This is a genomic window from Gordonia sp. PS3, from assembly GCF_041950545.1.
Taxonomy (GTDB): Bacteria; Actinomycetota; Actinomycetes; order Mycobacteriales; family Mycobacteriaceae; genus Gordonia; species Gordonia sihwensis.
The window spans coordinates 2912631-2928700 of the sequence record NZ_CP169524.1 but is presented as its reverse complement, the minus strand read 5'-3'; the positions used below and the strand labels follow the sequence as shown (position 1 = coordinate 2928700).

The 16070-nt window shown below is 69.6% G+C and carries 14 protein-coding genes and 1 tRNA gene; 9 read left to right on the top strand and 6 right to left on the bottom strand.

Features of this window, described 5'->3' with window-relative positions; genetic code table 11:
* Window positions 1-138 precede the first annotated feature (138 nt).
* The 7 genes from ACE11G_RS13440 to ACE11G_RS13410 all read left to right on the top strand — a co-directional run bounded on the left by ACE11G_RS13440 (window position 139) and on the right by ACE11G_RS13410 (window position 7835).
* Complete coding sequence (locus tag ACE11G_RS13440) at window positions 139-627, top strand: DUF2975 domain-containing protein (RefSeq protein WP_045538506.1); 489 nt, start codon at window positions 139-141, stop codon at window positions 625-627.
* 1 nt (window position 628) lies between these two features.
* Window positions 629-835, top strand: coding sequence for a helix-turn-helix transcriptional regulator (locus ACE11G_RS13435; protein ID WP_045538507.1), 207 nt, complete (start codon window positions 629-631; stop codon window positions 833-835).
* A 157-nt stretch (window positions 836-992) separates the two neighbouring features.
* Window positions 993-1652, top strand: a complete 660-nt coding sequence (locus ACE11G_RS13430; protein ID WP_375004157.1) for a TetR/AcrR family transcriptional regulator — start codon at window positions 993-995, stop codon at window positions 1650-1652.
* Window positions 1653-1903: 251 nt separating this feature from the next.
* Window positions 1904-1974 (top strand) — tRNA-Gln (locus ACE11G_RS13425).
* 266 nt (window positions 1975-2240) lie between these two features.
* Complete coding sequence (locus ACE11G_RS13420; RefSeq protein ID WP_375004155.1) at window positions 2241-3221, top strand: alpha/beta hydrolase; 981 nt, start codon at window positions 2241-2243, stop codon at window positions 3219-3221.
* Window positions 3218-5899 (top strand): AMP-binding protein, encoded by a 2682-nt coding sequence (locus ACE11G_RS13415; protein ID WP_375002532.1) that lies wholly within the window; start codon window positions 3218-3220, stop codon window positions 5897-5899. The genes ACE11G_RS13420 and ACE11G_RS13415 overlap by 4 nt, the downstream gene beginning before the upstream one ends.
* Window positions 5874-7835: a glycosyltransferase gene (locus ACE11G_RS13410; RefSeq protein ID WP_233500099.1), complete on the top strand. Its 1962-nt coding sequence runs from the start codon at window positions 5874-5876 to the stop codon at window positions 7833-7835. The genes ACE11G_RS13415 and ACE11G_RS13410 overlap by 26 nt, the downstream gene beginning before the upstream one ends.
* Before the next feature lie 36 nt (window positions 7836-7871).
* On the opposite strand, the gene ACE11G_RS13405 is transcribed toward ACE11G_RS13410, so the two are convergent.
* Complete coding sequence (locus ACE11G_RS13405) at window positions 7872-8708, bottom strand: 2-amino-3,7-dideoxy-D-threo-hept-6-ulosonate synthase (RefSeq protein ID WP_006897711.1); 837 nt, start codon at window positions 8706-8708, stop codon at window positions 7872-7874.
* 46 nt (window positions 8709-8754) lie between these two features.
* On the opposite strand from ACE11G_RS13405, the gene ACE11G_RS13400 reads away from it, so the two are divergent.
* On the top strand, window positions 8755-9528 hold the full coding sequence (locus ACE11G_RS13400; RefSeq protein ID WP_375002529.1) for an arylamine N-acetyltransferase: 774 nt from the start codon (window positions 8755-8757) through the stop codon (window positions 9526-9528).
* Here the strand turns inward: ACE11G_RS13400 and ACE11G_RS13395 are convergent.
* On the bottom strand, window positions 9519-10724 hold the full coding sequence (locus tag ACE11G_RS13395; RefSeq protein WP_375002527.1) for a 4-hydroxybenzoate 3-monooxygenase: 1206 nt from the start codon (window positions 10722-10724) through the stop codon (window positions 9519-9521). The two genes, ACE11G_RS13400 and ACE11G_RS13395, sit on opposite strands and share 10 nt — an antisense overlap.
* A 167-nt stretch (window positions 10725-10891) precedes the next feature.
* Between ACE11G_RS13395 and ACE11G_RS13390 the strand changes: the two genes are divergently transcribed.
* Entirely contained in the window at window positions 10892-12019 is a 1128-nt protein-coding gene (locus tag ACE11G_RS13390) for an LLM class flavin-dependent oxidoreductase (protein WP_375002525.1), read from the top strand.
* A gap of 62 nt (window positions 12020-12081) precedes the next feature.
* Here the strand turns inward: ACE11G_RS13390 and ACE11G_RS13385 are convergent, their stop codons facing one another.
* The 4 genes from ACE11G_RS13385 to ACE11G_RS13370 are packed head-to-tail and all read right to left on the bottom strand — an operon-like array spanning window position 12082 to window position 16069.
* Entirely contained in the window at window positions 12082-13290 is a 1209-nt protein-coding gene (locus ACE11G_RS13385) for a 3-dehydroquinate synthase II family protein (RefSeq protein WP_006897715.1), read from the bottom strand.
* A gap of 48 nt (window positions 13291-13338) precedes the next feature.
* The gene (locus ACE11G_RS13380) at window positions 13339-14214 is read right to left on the bottom strand and encodes an ABC transporter permease (RefSeq protein WP_006897716.1); all 876 of its coding nucleotides are present in this window, start codon (window positions 14212-14214) and stop codon (window positions 13339-13341) included.
* A complete protein-coding gene (locus ACE11G_RS13375) occupies window positions 14211-15047 on the bottom strand; it encodes an ABC transporter permease (protein ID WP_006897717.1) in 837 nt (278 codons plus the stop codon). The genes ACE11G_RS13380 and ACE11G_RS13375 overlap by 4 nt, the downstream gene beginning before the upstream one ends.
* Window positions 15044-16069: a daunorubicin resistance protein DrrA family ABC transporter ATP-binding protein gene (locus tag ACE11G_RS13370; RefSeq protein WP_006897718.1), complete on the bottom strand. Its 1026-nt coding sequence runs from the start codon at window positions 16067-16069 to the stop codon at window positions 15044-15046. The genes ACE11G_RS13375 and ACE11G_RS13370 overlap by 4 nt, the downstream gene beginning before the upstream one ends.
* Between the last annotated feature and the right edge of the window lies 1 nt (window position 16070).

Sequence of the window (16070 nt, the reverse complement as noted above, 5' to 3'; positions counted from 1 at the left end):
CGGAGGTACGCCGGGGCAAATCCTACGCAGCCGGTGCGGTCAGGTGTTATTCGGCGAGGTGCGCAGTGGCGTGCGCGACAGTGCGGTGCGCCGCCATTAGCTATTGAATTTCGATAGATTTCCGTCGATAATCGACACATGGACCGTGCTGTCACACTCGCTTACTGGCCCTTGCGGGCGACCTTGGTGCTGCTGTTCGCGGGGGTCACCGTTCTGCAGACGCTCTCGTTTCCCGGACAGTTCCGCTATCGCGAGAGCATCGGCGAGATGACCGGAGGCGAACGATGGTCGGCGACCTTCCTGGTCGGCTACGAGTTCCTGTGCCTGCAGGTCGTCCTCGTTGCGACATGGATGCTCCTCGGTCACGTCCGTCGCGACCGGATCTTCGACCGATCGTCGTTCCGGTGGGTGGACACGATCATCTGTGCGGTCGCCGCCGCGGGTCTCGTACCCGCCGGGCTGTTGGCGGCGTTGGCGCTGTTCGGAGAGCTCGACGATCCCGGCCTGCCTTTCCTGCTGACCGTCGTCGGACTCGGTTGCCTGCTGCTCGTGCTGCTGATGGTGGTGATGAGATCGCTGCTGCGCCAGGCGACGACGCTGCGTGCGGACATGGACGCGGTGATCTGAATTGGCCATCGTCGTGCGCCTGGATGTGGAGTTGGCGCGTCGCAAGATGAGCGTGGGCGAGTTCGCCGAACGCGTCGGCCTCACGCCGGCCAACGTCGCGGTTCTCAAGAACGGCCGCGCCAAAGCGGTGCGATTCTCGACGCTGGACGCGATCTGCCGTGTTCTCGAATGTCAGCCCGGGGATGTCCTGCAGTGGGTGGACGACTGACGGTGCGCGGTCGCCCATCGGCCCATATGAAACAACGGAGCGACACTTGCAACACGGCGTCGCCGGGGTAGCACGCCTCGGGATTCGGAGCATGGGCCGGTCGTCCGATGCCGTAGCGTGAAGGAGTCGGGTAGGTACTGGAGAGGGGTTGAAGCCAGTGGTGATCCCTGCGGCCGGGCGGGTCGAGGCCACGCTCTTCGAGCGTGCGATGCAGCAGGCGGTGCAGACCGACACCGTCGAGACCGACCGGACGCGGACCAGACTGCTCGACGCCGCGTATGAGCAGTTCTGTGAAACGGGGATCGGGCGCACGTCGATGGAAGAGGTAGCCCGACGTGCCGGGACGGCTCGGATCACGATCTACCGCAAGTTCGCCACCAAGGACGCGCTCGTCGACGCGGTCATGGTCCGCGAGTTCCAGAACTACTTCACCGAGTTTCTCGACGTCATGGCGCAGGCGCCGACCCCGGCCGACCGTGTGGTCCAGGCCTTCGTGACGTCGTTGCGGACCATCGGCGGCAATCCGCTGATCCGAAAGCTGCTCGAGACCGAGCCGGCGATGGTGCCCGGCTTCGTCGGCGGCGGCGACGGTCGTACTCTCACCGTGGTGCGCGACTTCGTAGCGCACCAGATCCTTCGCGAACAGACCGCAGGGAACATCCCCAAGCGGGTGCGGACCATACCGGCTGCCGACCTGGTGGTCCGGATCGCGGGGTCGTTCCTCACCATCCCCAGTGACCTCATGGACTACGACGACATCGGCGAGCTCTCGGATTTCGCGCGCGAGTTCCTTCTTCCGGTGCTGGGTCTCAAGTAGCCGTCGCCCGGTGCGCGCCGGAGGGTGGGTCAGTGTCGCGGATCGGTGATTCCGGTGGTACGACTTCCTGCCGGATGTACCATCCGGTTGGGTCGCATCGATCGGTGCGGTCGGGTGCCGGAGTGCGGCGAGGGGTGGTTCTCCGGCACCCCGGGGGGAGTGGCGGAGAGGTGCGAGAGCCCATGGGGCCAGCGTTGGTGACGGCGTGGTGGTGTGCGGTGGGCCCTGTGGCAGAATCGTCTCCGCGGCAATCCGCCATGGTGTAATGGCAACACTCCTGATTTTGGTTCAGGCATTCCAGGTTCGAGTCCTGGTGGCGGAGCAACGCCGGCGGCAGTGATCGCGCCGACGGCGGCCCGTATCTTTCCCGTCGCCGGGTTCTTCGGCGTACTCCGACTGCGTCGGACCCGCGTCGGACCAACCGTGTCGAACGTCAACTGCGTCGAACTCCGACTTCTCTTCGCCTGCTCGTGCTCGCCCTGTTGTTCTTGGGACGCCGCATGCGTCCTGCGCTCTCTATTAGGTTAGTCTTACCTAGCTATGAGGAAGATCAAGCGGGGCCGGTCCGGCCGAATCCGAGTCACCGCGATGGCGACCGCGGCCGTGACGGGGCTGGTGACAGCGGTTGTCGCGCTAGCGCCCACAGCTGTGGCGGCGCCAGTGCGGGCGACGGGATCGCTCGTTGCGTTGGAACATCTGGACAAGACGCTGTGGCGGATGACCGTCCACTCGGAGTCGATGAATCGCGACATCCCGCTGCTGGTTCTCCGACCGCCGGTGAATGAGGAGCATGCGCCGACGCTGTACCTGCTCAACGGTGCCGGCGGAGGCGAGGACGGGGCCAATTGGCTGGCGCAGACCGATGCGCTCGAGTTCTTCTCCCGCAAGCACGTCAACGTCGTGATCCCCGAGAAGGGGATCGGCAGCTACTACACGGACTGGGTGTCACGAGACCCGAAGATCGGCCGGCCGCAATGGGAGACGTTCCTGACCCGCGAGCTGCCGCCCGTCGTCGACGACGCCCTGGCCTCGGACGGCCGTCGCGCCGTGGCCGGACTGTCGATGTCGGCCACATCGGTCTTCAACCTCGCGATCGCGCGACCGGGGCTGTATCGGTCGGTCGCGTCGTACAGCGGCTGCGCGCGCACGAGCACACCGGAAGGCGAAGCCGCCGTGCGCGGCATCGTGTACACCGCGGCGGGCGCCGACGCGACCAACATGTGGGGACCGGCCGGTTCGCCCGGGTGGACTCGCAACGACCCGTACGTCAACGCGGCCGGCCTGCGCGGGCTCACGCTGTATCTGTCGAGCGGCAGCGGGCTGCCGGGACGCTACGACACTCCCGAACATCAAGCCCCCGGGGCGCCGCCGATCGCCGATCAGATCCTGGTGGGCGGTGCCCTCGAGGCCGCCACGTCGGCATGCACGGCCGCGATGGCGCAGCGCTTGCGGTCGCTGAACATCCCGGCGACCGTGCATCTGCGCCCCACTGGAACCCACTCCTGGAACTACTGGCAGGACGAGCTGCACCGGTCCTGGCCGACGATCGCCGCCGGGTTGGACCGATGACCTCGGCGGAGACCGCGATCCAGCCGAGGCGTGCGGAGTCGCACCTGCAGGCGGTGCGGGATGCGGCCGGCGAGACGGTGGTCGCGCAGTGGCTGGCCGTGGCCGCGGCCCGCGCGGAGGCGGTGGCGGTCCGCACCCCGGACGGCTCGATCACCTATGCCGAACTGGCGGCTCGGGCGCAGGACCGCGGCCGCGCCATCGCCGCCGCGGTACCCGACCGCGATAGCCCGGTCGCGGTCGAGACGGAGTCCGACATCGATTCGGTCGCCGCCATCCTGGCGGTGTTGTGCTCGGGCCGGCCACTGGTGCTGCTCGATCCCTTTCTGCCGGACGACCGACGAGGCCACATTCTGGAACTCTCCGGCGCGCGGGAACTCAGCCCGGCCGAGATCCGAGCGCTCCCGGCCGCGCCCGAACCGGTTCCCGAGCCCGCTCCGGGCGACATCGCGGTGCTCATCTTCACGTCGGGATCGACGGGGCGGCCGAAGGGCGTCGCCCACACGCAGCGGGGCTGGACCAACCAGGCGCGCGACGGACGGGAGTTCATGGGTCTTCGCCCCGACGACCGAGCCGCAGTGCTTCTGCCGTTGAGCTTCGGGGCCGGATTCGACTGCCTGGTGATGACACTGATCAACGGTGCGACGATGCTGCTCTGGGACGTGCGGAGGCGCAGCGCCGCCGATCTGCGCGACTGGCTCGATCGCGAAGCGGCCACCACCGCGCACGCCACTCCGTCGCTGCTGCGCGCCTGGCTCGCCGGAAGCGCCGGCGCTGATGGCGCCGGCAGGACGGGCGGGCTCAACGACCTCCGGCTGTTGTCGGTGTGCGGCGAGCCGTCGCACCACAGCGACGTCGAACTCGCACGCCGCACCGTCCTGTCGAGAGGCACCTTCTGCTGTTGGTCGGGGTCGTCGGAGACCGGCGACCTCGCCTTCAACCTGTTCCCGCGCGATCGGGCGGTGGTGCCCGGGCCGCTGGCCGCAGGCACGCCGGCAGCGGGCAAGCGCATCCGGATCGTCGGCGACGACGGCGACGACGTGCCGGTGGGTCAGACCGGCGAGATCGTCGTCGAGTCCCGGTATCTGGCTGCCGGCTACCACCGCGATCGGGCGCTGACCGCCGATCGCTTCGTCCGCCTCGACGACGGTCGCACCCGCTTCTACACCGGCGACCTGGGTCGATTCGACGAGACCGGCGACCTCCTCCTTCTCGGCCGGCTCGATGACGCGATCAAAGTGCGCGGCTACCGAGTCGAGCCCGCCGAAGTGGAGTTCGCGCTGCGGCAACTGCCGTGGGCGGTGGACGCCGCGGTGGTCGCCGATCGCGAGGCCGGCGAACTCACCGGCTACCTCGCCGTGGATCCGGCGACGTGGGCGCCCGCGCCGTCGGAAGTACGTGCGGCGCTGCGAGACTCGCTGCCGGAGTGGATGACGCCGCGGCACATCGTGGTGCTCACCGAGTTCCCGCGTACCGAACGAGGCAAGGTGGACCGCGCCGCTCTGCCGCCGCCTCCCGAACGAGTGATCGAGCCCGTCCGCGGTCCCACCGAAGCCGCACTGGCCGCGCTGTGGTGCACAGTGCTCGGGCTCGACGAGGTGGGCCGGTCGGAGGACTTCACCGCGCTCGGCGGTGATTCGCTCGCCGCCGCACGCATGCTCGCCGATCTTCGCGACCGCTGGCTCGTCGACCTCTCGACGGCCGAGTTCGCCGAGACACCGACGGTCGCGGGCCTGGCGGTGCTGCTCGATGACGCGCACCGCGACCGCGCGCAGACCGCGGCGCGCGGCACGCTGAGCCGGTTGCGCGACGGCACCGGGGTGCCGCTGTTCTTCGCGGCGGGTGCGGGCAGCCCGGCGGCCGCGTTGCTTCCGGTGGTTCGCGAACTGCCCGGCGACGGTCCCGTCTACGGGCTGCAGGCACACGGTCTCGAACAACGCGGCCGCGCCGACCGTTCGATCCGCGCCGCGGCCCGCCGCGCCATCCGGGAGATCCGTGCCGTGCAGCCCGCCGGACCGTACTGGTTCGCGGGCTACTCGTACGGCGGCTTCGTCATGCTCGAGGCGGCCGCGATCCTCCACGGACGGGGTGAGCGCGCGAACGTCGTTCTCATCGACACGCTGTTCGAGCCGGAACTGCGCGCTCGTCTCGCCGCCGGCCGGGACGGTGATGCGGTCGCAGGTACGGCGGACACCGGCGACACGCTGCCGCTGCCGGATCGGCGGACCACCGGCACTGCCACTGGCGCTGCGACTGTCACTGCGTCTGCTGTGCCGCCGGCGCGCGGTACCGGGGCCCGGATGCTCTCCGCCTGGAACCGTGCCTGGAATCGCGCCGCGATGAGATTCCTGGTCGCCACCGCCGGACTGTGGCGGCTGCCGGCGACATTGCAGTGGACGGTCTTCTGGGATCTGGGACGAGCGTTGATCCGACAGCACCGGCCCACGCCGTACCCCGGGTCGGTCACGATGATCGCCGCGGAATCGAACCCCGACGACCCCGCGACCTGGTCACTTCTGGCGACCGGGGGCGTCACCGAGGTGCGTGTGCCGGGAGATCACCATTCGATGATGCGTGCGCCCTTCGCGGCCGGCACGGCAGCGGCCGTGCATGCCGCGCTCGCCGCGAACACGGGAGCGGAGGAAGGAACCGGTGATGACGAGTATTCAGATGACGAGTGATTCACCGGTCCCCAAGACTGATCTGACCGTGGCCGCGGTCGTCACGTCCTTCGAGCCGACCGACCGACTGGTGGACGTCGTCCGGCGGGCGGTTGAGCAGGCCGAATCCGTGGTCGTGATCGACGACGGCTCCCCGTCCCTGACCGACCGTGCCGACCGTGGGGACCGTGAGGAATCCGCCGTGCGGACGATCCTGGACCGGTGCGCCGAGGCAGGCGCGCATGTGGTGTGCGCTCCGCGCAACGCCGGCATCGCCAGCGCGCTGAACATCGGTGTGCGGCGGGCACTGGACGCCGGGGCCGACGCCGTCCTGACCCTCGACCAGGACACGCTGATCGACGGCGACTACCTCAACCGTGCCCGCACCCATCTGCATCTGGCGGCCTCGCTCGGACTCACCGAGGTGATGGTCTCGCCCGCACTCATCAACGACGACGTCGCGCCCTTCTGGTTCGCCGAGCGAGGCTTGACGCTCGCCTTCGAACCGCTGCAGTCCGGCCTGGTCGTGACCGCGGAACTCTTCGCCGCGATCGGCCTGTTCGATGAGGACCTGTTCATCGACTGCGTCGAGACCGAGTTCTATCTGCGCGCACGGGAGCGCGGGGCACCGGCGCTCATCGTTCCCGGCGGTCGGATCGAACACAGCCTGGGCCACCGAGCCCGGTGGACGCCGCCGCGTCCGCTGCGCCCGCTCATGCGTCCGTTGATGCGGGAAGGCGCGCGCGGCGGCACAGACGGCGAGGCGATCGAGTTCTCGCAGGACGCGCCGTTCCGCCACTACTACATCGCGCGGAACCGGCTCGCCCTGTATCGCCGCTACGGCCGGCGCGAGCCGCTGTGGTGCGCGGTGTCGATCGCCAAGGACACATTCGTCCGAGGCCGCGCGATGTTGATCGGCAGCCATCGGCCGGCGCGCGCGTACCTGACCGCGGCCGGGACCCGCGCCGCGTTGCGCGGGGAGACGGGAAAGATTCCGAAGCGGACACTGCTGCGATCGATGCGGCCCGCCGACCGCGCGCGGGCGATCGGGGAGCGCCCCGCCGAACCCGACCGCGGCCTGCCCCGGCTGGTCTCGGTGGTGATCCCGGTGCGCAACGCGGCCGCGGTCATCGACGAACAGTTGGCGGCGCTCGCCGGGCAGGACTACGCCGGCGACTTCGAGGTGATCGTCGCCGACAACGGGTCCACCGACGGTCTCGCCGACCATCTCGCGGACCACCCGCTCGCCGACCGCCTGCAGTTGCGCCGGGTGGACGCCTCGGCCGGACGCGGTGCGTCCGTGGCCCGGAACATCGGGGTGGAGTCCGCGCGCGGCGACTTCATCGCCTTCTGCGACGCCGACGACCGCGCGCATCCGCAGTGGCTGACCGAGCTGACGGCGGTCGCGCGGACGTATTCGGCGGTCGGCGGCGCGGTCGAGACCGACAGCCTCAACGCCCCGCACGTGCAACGCTGGCGCGGCATGCTGCCGCCGGAGACTCCGTATGAGTTCCCCGGTTTCCTGCGGGTGTCGCCGACGTGCAACCTCGGTGTCTGGAAGGACGTCTTCGCCGCGGTGGGCGGATTCGACACCGCGTACGACCGAGGGGCCGAGGACTCGGATTTCACCATTCGGGTCCAGTTGGCGGGCGGTGTGCTGGGCCATGCGCCGCGGGCACTGGTCGCCTATCGGCTCCGCGACACGCTCAGTGGCCTGTGGAAGCAGTCGGTCATGTGCGGCGAGGGCGATGTCCGTCTCTACTCCGATTACCGCTCGTACGGGCTGCCGCGGCGGAAGTGGTACGGGACACTCGATGAGGTGGCGTACGTAGTGCTGCGGAATCCGTTGCTGCCCACCGCGATCACCGGGGTGCCGACCGGCAGGTGGCTATTCCACGCCGGGAACCTCCTCGGCCGCGTCCGCGGCAGCCTCCGCCACCGCTGCTGGTACGTGTAGCCCCGCAGTCGAAATATTTTGGCTCCCGCAACGGTCTCACAGGCCGGTGCGGGAGCCAAAGTTTTCGAGAGGACGGGCGGGGTCGCCAGTGTGCAGCACGTGGGCGAGGGCGGCGGCCACACGAGCCGGATTCCGGGCACCGAAGACGTGCCTGCCGAAACTCAGCCCGGCCACCGACGATTCGGCCACCCGGGTGCCGAACTCGATCGCCGACTCGTCGTCGTGATAGGCGCCGCCGGCCACAACGATCGGCAGCGGGCAGGAGTCCGCGACCGCGTCCATGGATGCGCGATCGCCCGCGTAGTCGAGCTTGACGATGTCGGCGCCGAGATCGGTGGCGATGGCAGCCAGATGCGACAGCGTCGCGACCGACTGGGTTCCCGGAGTCTCGGCCATTCCCCGGTTGTACATCATGGCCAGGAGCGGAATGCCGAGCCGGGCGCACTCGTCGCTGACCACGCCGAGATCGTTGAGTTGCTGCGCCTCCGTGGGCGATCCGATGTTGACGTGGATGCTCACCGCGTCCGCTCCGAGAGCCATCGCCTCCTCGACCGAACCGACCAGGACTTTCGAGGTGGTGTCCACCGACAGCGAGGTGCCCGCGGACAGATGCACGATCAGACTCAGTTCGCGGAAATGAGCCGGATCGATGTGGCGCGCCCGGCCCTTGTGGACCACGAGTGCGTCGGCGCCCGCCTCGGCGAGCATCGCGGCGGTCCAGTCGGCGTGGTTCTTGCGACCCAGTGGGCCGACCGTCACCGAATGGTCGATCGGGACGATCAGCGCACGTCCGGTCGGCGCGGAGAAGATCCGGCGCAGCCGCAGCGTCTTACCGGACAGCGACGCTGTGCGCGGTGGTGCCGAGTGCCTCATCGGTGCTCCTCTCGAGAGTGAATGAGGGTAGCCTATCCTGTGTTGCATGGATCTGTGCGCGAGGGGCGGAATCGCTCGCTATCTGGACCGGATCGGCCTGGACGAGGCCGACCTGCCGAACGGGATCGAAGCGCTGGTGAGCGCGGTGGCCACGGCTCAGCACGCGCGGGTGCCGTTCGAGAACCTCGGGATCCACGCCGGGCGCGTGGTCGGTGTCGAGCCGGCGCGGATCGCGCAGCGCCTCGTGGACGACCGTCGCGGCGGCATCTGTTACGAACTCAACGGACTGCTGCTGTACGCCCTGCGGGCGCTGGGCGTGCCCGCCGTTCTGCACGGTGCGCGAGTGGATTCGGGAGCGGGATTCGGTCCGGCCGACGGTCACGTGGCAGTCGTGGTGCCGGGCGATCCCGCGATGCTGGTCGACGTCGGCTTCGGCGGCGACATGATCCTGCGGCCGATCGATCTCGCCGACCCGGCCGGCCGCGACGTGTCGGCCGGCGCGGCCCGCTACCGGATCGACCCTGCGGTCCGAGAGTTGGATGAGTTCGCCGGGATGGCCCGTTGGCACAGCACGTCCGGGCAGTCGAGGTTCACCGGCTCGGTGATCTGCACGCTGCCGGTCGACGCCGGCCGGCGCACGATGACCGGCCGCATCGACCCCGAGTCCGGCCGGATCGATTACCGGATGATCGAGGTCGACGGCGACTCTCGCCGGGAGTACGCGGTCGCGGCGGCGGACGTGCCCGGGCGGCTGTCGGACGTCTTCGGTATCGACGACCCGCGGCCGCCGATGCGCAGTGCGGTCGGGCGTCACCGGTAGCGCCAATCGGTCGGGAACGGAAGGCCGAGATACACCTCGCCGAGTTCGCGGCGCGCGGTCTCCGACGCCACCCAGCGCTGCAGCCGGGCGCGGCGCAGCGGCCAGTCGAATTCGTCGTCGTGTCGGTGCAGCGCGCTGGTGAGCCGCCAGGAGAACGCCTGAGTCTGCCAGATCCGCTCCAGCGCGGTGACCGAATACGCGTCGAGCAGGTCAGTGCGCCGGTCCGCGTAGTAGCCGCCCAGCGCGTTGGAGAGGACGCACGCATCCGACACCGCGAGGTTGAGGCCCTTCGCTCCGGTCGGCGGCAGGATGTGGGCGGCGTCGCCCAGGAGGAACAAGGAACCGACCCGCATCGGTTCGGTGACCGCGCTGCGCAGGCGGGTGAGGCTGCGCTCGATGATCTCCCCGGTCTCGAGCTCGTCGGCGTCGTCTGCGGCGCTCCGGTGGCGGAGCTCCTTCCAGATCCGTTCGTCCGACCAGTGGGCGAGGTCGGTGTCGTGCGGGACCTGCAGGTACTGCCTCGACAACTGCGGGCCGCGCATGCTGTGCAACGACAGGCCGTCGGGGTGCGCGCTGTACATGCCCTCCTCGGTGACCGGCGTGCTGTGCGCGAGAATGCCGAGCCAGGCGAACGGGTACACGCGCTGCACCGTCCGAACGTGCGGTTCCGCGGTGGCTCGCGCCACCCCGTGGAAGCCGTCGCAGCCGGCGACGAAGTCGGCTGCGACCACGCCCGTCGAGTTCGGAGTCCGGAAATGGACCTCGGGCCGGTCGGTGCCGATGCCTTCGACGGCGACGGCCTCGGCGTCGAAGATCACCGGCGCGGCGCGGCCGGGGAGCGCATCGATCAGATCGCCGACCACCTTCGCCTGTCCGTAGACGAAGGCGTTGCGGCCGGTGTCGGCGTGGAAGTCCAGGTGGTGTGTGGCGCGGTCGAATCGCAGGTAGAAGCCCTTGTGTCGCAATGCCTCCCGGTGGAGGTCGGCGCTGACGCCGAGCTGGTCGAAGACGTCGACGGTGGACTGCTCCAGCACGCCGGCGCGGACGCGCGAACGGACGTGTTCCTCGGAACTCCGCTCCAGCACCACGGCGTCGACACCCTGGAGCGCCAGCATGTGCGCGAGGCTCAATCCGGCGGGGCCGGCGCCGATGACGGCGACTCGGGTGCGGATGCGCTGCGCGGGAGGAGTGGGCACCGTGGATCCTTCGTTAAGTTGGCTAGGCTAACCTATCTTTTCAGACGTCCGTGTCGGTGTTCATGCGGGGTCGGGTTGTTCATGCGGGGTCGGAACGACGCCGCCGGCCGCACATGACCACACCGACCGGTTGCACCCGTGCCCGACGAAACGACAGGAGTCCGCCCATGCCCGGCAGCCCTCACGGCCCCGGAACGCCTCGCATCCTCTGGTACCTGAACGGGATGGACGGCGAGGTGCCGTGGCAGCCGGAGTATCGCTCGGAGCCCTCGCTGGAGCATCTGCGTTCGGTGGCGGCGACCCTCGACCGGCTCGGCTACTACGGGGTGCTCTGCACGGCTCGTGAACCCATCGCCCTCGTGTCGGCCACCGAGCGGCTGCGATTCCTCGTTCCGGAGTATCCGGGCGCCAAGCCGCCTGCGCTCATGGCCGAGCAGGCCCAGGTCTTCGACCACTACTCGGGTGGCCGGATGATCGTGAACCAGGTCAACGGCGCCGATCCGGTCCTTGCTCGATACGGGCGTTTCGAAGGCAAGGACGAGCGGTACCGGGTGTCGGCCGAGTACTGGGAGACCGTGCGGCGCATGTACTCCGACGATCCCTCGGCGGTCGACGGCCAGTACTTCCGCGCCGGTCCGCAGTACAAACCGTCGATTCCGGGGCTGAGGCAGGAACGGCTGCCCATCTGGGGCACCGGCGCGTCGGCGGCCGGGCTCGAGCACGCGGCGCAGGTGCTCGATGTGTACTTGAGCTTTCTGGCGCACCCCGACGCGCTGGTCCGGACCTTCGACGCGGCTCGTGCCGCGGCGCGCGAGCGCGGCCGCGAGCTGCCCTGCGGCGTGCTGGCCAGCGTGGTGGTCCGCGACACCGACGAGGCGGCCTGGGAACGTTTCGAGTGGCAGTTGGCGCAGACCGACGCCGCGGAGATGGCGCGGCTGGCCGATCGGAATCTCCGCTCGTTCGGCTTTCCCGGACTCGACGAGATCGCCTCGGACGACGCTCAGGTGCAGGCGCGGATCGACGCGCTGCGGGCCGGCCGGATCCCCGGCCGCGACGAACTGGAGTTCCTGCCGGGTCTGGCCGCAGGGCTGACGACGTGGACGTCGGGGGAGCCTCCCTTCGACATCGCCGGGAAGGGCTCGGGAAACTATCTGGTCGGCAGTCCGGAGACGGTGGCGGCCACGCTGCGCAAGCTGTCGGCCGAGCTCGGCGCGGACACCTGGATCCTGTCCGGATGGCCGCTCGCGGAGGAGGCCGAACGCTTCGCCGAACAGGTGCTTCCCCTGCTGGGCTGAGGTCGACGCGGTCGGGCCGGTTTCGGCTCGACCGCCCCCGTGCCCCCGACCGCCCCCGTACCTCAGCGCTCCTCGCAGAACTCCGTGATCGGCAGTCCGACGTGCCGCGCCTCCGGTGGCACGTAACCGAGCAGCACGTCGCCGGGCTTGAGTTCGGTGACGTTGTTCACCGAACCGCCCGGACCCAGCAGCCGGACGTGCCAGTCGTCCTGCGCGATCACGTTGATGGTCCGGCCGTCGGCCGACCGCGCGTTGATCGAGATCAGCGGTCGCCGTTCGATCTTGACGCGCCCGATCAGCACCTCGCGGGCGGAGCCGTCGCTGCGGACCGCGAGAATCGGCTGTCCGGCGCGCAGTTCGCTCACGTAGCGGGTCCGGTTCTCGGGCGCCAGCACGTACGAGTGCACCGCGCCCGCATTCCATCGGAAGGGCCGGGTCGGCATGTACGGCAGCGGATGGGTTTCGCTGCACGACAGGAACATTCCGCTGGCGAACGAGCCGATCAGGCATCCCTCGTCGAGTTCCAGGAGCGAGCAGGTGTCGATGCAGGCACGCTCGCCCATCCCGATGTGCTCGACACCGGTGATCGTCAGCTCGGCCAGTTCGACGCGCGCCGCGGACGGTTCGAGGACCGCGGCCAGGGCCACGACGTCGTCCGCGTGGCGGGGAGCCAGCAGCAGTCCGTCGGAGCCGTGTTCGAGCACCAACTTCACGATCTCCGCGTCGGTGATGTCGTCGACCACGGTCACGGTGCGACCGCCGGAGTTCTCCGCCGCGGCGATCACGATCTCGAGGGGGATCTTGGTGGGGTCGGTGAAGGTCAGCAGCGTCCATCCGATGCGCCGGACCCATTCGCAGGCCTCGCTGAGCGTGTCGGAATCGCGGACCACGACGTGTACGCCGTCGGCGTGGCTCGGCAGCGTCTCGGGCGTCGCGCGCTCGACGAGGGTCAGGTCGATGCCCTCGGTTCGGGCGCCTTCGGTGCCCTCGGGGGGCACGGTATCGCCCGCGATGAGGATCTTGCGGACGGTCGGCGGCAGGGTGGCGAGGAACGCGGCGTCGTCGGTGAGGATTCCGTCGATGTTGTAGTTGAGCGCCGCGGCCACCACGGCGTCGCGCTGCTGCCCCGACAGTGCGCGCACGTCCACCCAGGCGAAGTGCTCGCCGGTCCGGGTCGCGTCGCCGACCGCGCGCAGCGGCGTCACCCGGTCGGTGACGTGGACGGGCGGCACCTCGACGGGTGCGTCGGTGGTTCCGGTCTTCTTGGGCATCGAACTCTCCTTGCGAAAATATGGCTAGGCTAACCTATTTTGAAGAGATTAACGCGTGGTCGACGCGCGACGGTAACCGGCCACTGCGGGCCCGCTGAACGCGGCGAGCAGGCCCACCGACCACGCCGCCGTCGTCAGCGCGGGGCCGAGCACCTGGCCGCCGGTCGAGATCCCGCGGATGGCCTCGACCGCGCAGCTCAGCGGCTGATACTCAACCACCGGCCGCAGCCACGCCGGGTAGGCGTCGGCGGGCACGAAGCCGGTGTTGAAGAACATCGCCAGATTGGTTCCGACTGCGATCCACTCCACCAGGCGGGACTCCGGCCGGAGCAGTGCGAGGGCGGTGACCATCACCGAGAACGACAGGCCGAATCCGAGTGCGACGGCCAGGATCCCCAGTGCGCCGGGGAGGCCGGTGTGGATCCGGAAACCGATGACGGCGCCCACAGCCAGGACGGCGGCCACGGTGATGAGAATCCGCACCGCCTCCGACAGCAGCCGGCCGATCATGGCCGACGCCCGGTGCACCGGAAGCACCCAGGTGCGCGCGAGCAGGCCGGAGGTGCGCTCCCGGCGCAGACCGAGCCCGCTGATCGACGCCCCGGACATCGCGCCGATCAGCGCGAACATCGGGACCATGCCGAAGGCGTTCGATTCGCCGGAGTGCGCGCTGACTGGGCGGTCCAGCACCACCCAGAACAGCAGAACCATCAAGGCCGGAAAGAGCAGCGACTGAAGCAGGGTCGCGGGATCGGCGGCTGCTTTGCGGAGAATCCGCTCAGCCTGGATCGCCGAACCCCGCCACAGCGCGTATCCGCTGCGCTCGGGTGCCCATGCCGCTCTCGGAGGGAAGTGGACTATGTCGGTGATATCGGTGGCGTCGGTGATATCGCTGGCGTCGGGGATCGGGCTTCGGTCGGTCACGGATACGACCGCCGTCTCTGCTGGGCGAGGTAGGCGAGCGCGGAGAAGACGACGGCCAGCGCCGCCAGCCAGATCAGCGCCGGAGCTGCGGTCTCGGCGGTGAGCGAGCCGTCGGCCAGATCGCGCATCGTCGCCGCGAAATGGGAGATCGGCTGGTTGCGTGCGAAGGGTCGCGCCCACTCCGGAAAACTCGACTCGGGTACGAAGCCGGTGGAGAGCAGACCGAGGACCAACTGCGGAAGAATAAGAAGCTGAGAGGTCGCCTCGGGGCCGCGTGCCAGGATGCCGAGCGAGTCCGCAGCCATGGCGAGAACTCCGCCCACGGCGAGCGCGAACAGTACGAAGCCGACAGCGCCCGCCGCACCGCCGGAGAAGCCGAAGCCCAGCAGAGCGCCGAACAGCAGCGCCGTCGCGATCGACACCGCCGAGCGGACCAGCGAGGTGGTCATGCGGGCGGTGAACGGAACCAGGGCTGCGACCGGCATCGACGACAGTCTGCGGTTCATTCCGCGGAGCTTGTCCAATGCCGAGCGCTGGGCCGCGGCGATGGCGGTGAACGCGACCGCCTGCAGCACGATGATCGGCATCAGGAACTGTGCGTAGTCGACGCCCTGTTCACTCATCACCACCCGGAGCGGCAGGTAGAAGCCGAGTGCGAAGACGATCGGCATCGCGATTGCGACGGCGAACTCTCCCTCGCCGTAGGCCGAACGGACGCCGCGGACGGTCATCGTCAGCCACTGCCGGACGAACCGGTGGTCGTGCGCGATCACCGTCGGGTCGCGTCGGTCGGGCCAGCGGAGCGAAGGTGATCGAGTCCCGGATCGGGTCATCGGATCGGTTCCGGTGCGGCGGCCGGCGGGCCGCCGGTGAGGCGCAGGAATACGTCGTCCAGCGAGGGGCTGCGCAGTCCGATGTCACGCAGGGCGACGCCGGCGCCGGCGGCGGCCGCGATCACCTCCGCCATGGTGTCGACCCCGTTCGGCGCGTTGAGCGTGACGGCCCCCTCGGCACTGTCGGCCCCCTCGGCACTGTCGGCACTGTCGGCGCCGGACGCGACGTGATGATCGGCGCTCAGCCGGTCCCGGAGCAGCGAGCGCAGGCGGGGTGCGTCGTCGGGGTCTGCGGGGATCGCCTCGCAGAACGTGCCGCCGACGCGTTCCTTGAGTTCGGCGGCTGTGCCCTCGGCGACCACCCGACCGCGGTCGAGGACGACGATGGCGTCGCTGAGCCGATCCGCCTCCTCGAGGTACTGAGTGGTCAGCAGGGTGGTGACGCCGTCCTGCTTGAGCGCCTCCACCAACGACCACACCGCCTGTCGGCTGCGTGGATCCAGACCGGTCGTCGGTTCGTCGAGGAAGACGACCGAGGGTTCCACGATGAGGCCGCAGGCGATGTCGAGGCGCCGACGCATGCCGCCCGAGTACGCGAACACGGGTCGCTTGGCCGCGTAGGTGAGGTCGAATCGTTCGAGCAGGAAATCGGCGCGTTCACGTGCGGCCGCCCGCCGGAGGCCGAGCATCCGACCGAAGAAGACGAGGTTGTCGCGGCCACCGAGCGTCTCGTCGAGGGCGGCGTACTGACCGGTCATCGAGATGGCCTCGCGGACGCCGGCGGGATCGGCGACCACATCGCGTCCGGCGACGGTGGCGGAGCCCGCATCGGGTTCGGTCAGGGTGCACAGGATGTCGACGACCGTCGTCTTGCCTGCGCCGTTGGGGCCGAGGACGCCGAGGACCGATCCGCGCGGAGCGTTGAACGTAACCCCGTCGAGGGCCCGGACGTCGCCGAACGACTTCGTCAAACCGTCGACGCGAATCGCCGCTTCGACCGCCGGTTCGTGAGGTCCGAGCATC

Coding starts and splice junctions, on each gene's coding strand:
- ACE11G_RS13400 (WP_375002529.1), top strand. CDS start 8,755: ATGGATCTGTGCGCGAGGGGCGGAATCGCTCGCTATCTGGACCGGATC.
- ACE11G_RS13415 (WP_375002532.1), top strand. CDS start 3,218: ATGACCTCGGCGGAGACCGCGATCCAGCCGAGGCGTGCGGAGTCGCAC.
- ACE11G_RS13385 (WP_006897715.1), bottom strand. CDS start 13,290: ATGCCCAAGAAGACCGGAACCACCGACGCACCCGTCGAGGTGCCGCCC.
- ACE11G_RS13375 (WP_006897717.1), bottom strand. CDS start 15,047: ATGACCCGATCCGGGACTCGATCACCTTCGCTCCGCTGGCCCGACCGA.
- ACE11G_RS13420 (WP_375004155.1), top strand. CDS start 2,241: ATGGCGACCGCGGCCGTGACGGGGCTGGTGACAGCGGTTGTCGCGCTA.
- ACE11G_RS13440 (WP_045538506.1), top strand. CDS start 139: ATGGACCGTGCTGTCACACTCGCTTACTGGCCCTTGCGGGCGACCTTG.
- ACE11G_RS13390 (WP_375002525.1), top strand. CDS start 10,892: ATGCCCGGCAGCCCTCACGGCCCCGGAACGCCTCGCATCCTCTGGTAC.
- ACE11G_RS13410 (WP_233500099.1), top strand. CDS start 5,874: ATGACGAGTATTCAGATGACGAGTGATTCACCGGTCCCCAAGACTGAT.
- ACE11G_RS13370 (WP_006897718.1), bottom strand. CDS start 16,069: ATGCTCGGACCTCACGAACCGGCGGTCGAAGCGGCGATTCGCGTCGAC.
- ACE11G_RS13405 (WP_006897711.1), bottom strand. CDS start 8,708: ATGAGGCACTCGGCACCACCGCGCACAGCGTCGCTGTCCGGTAAGACG.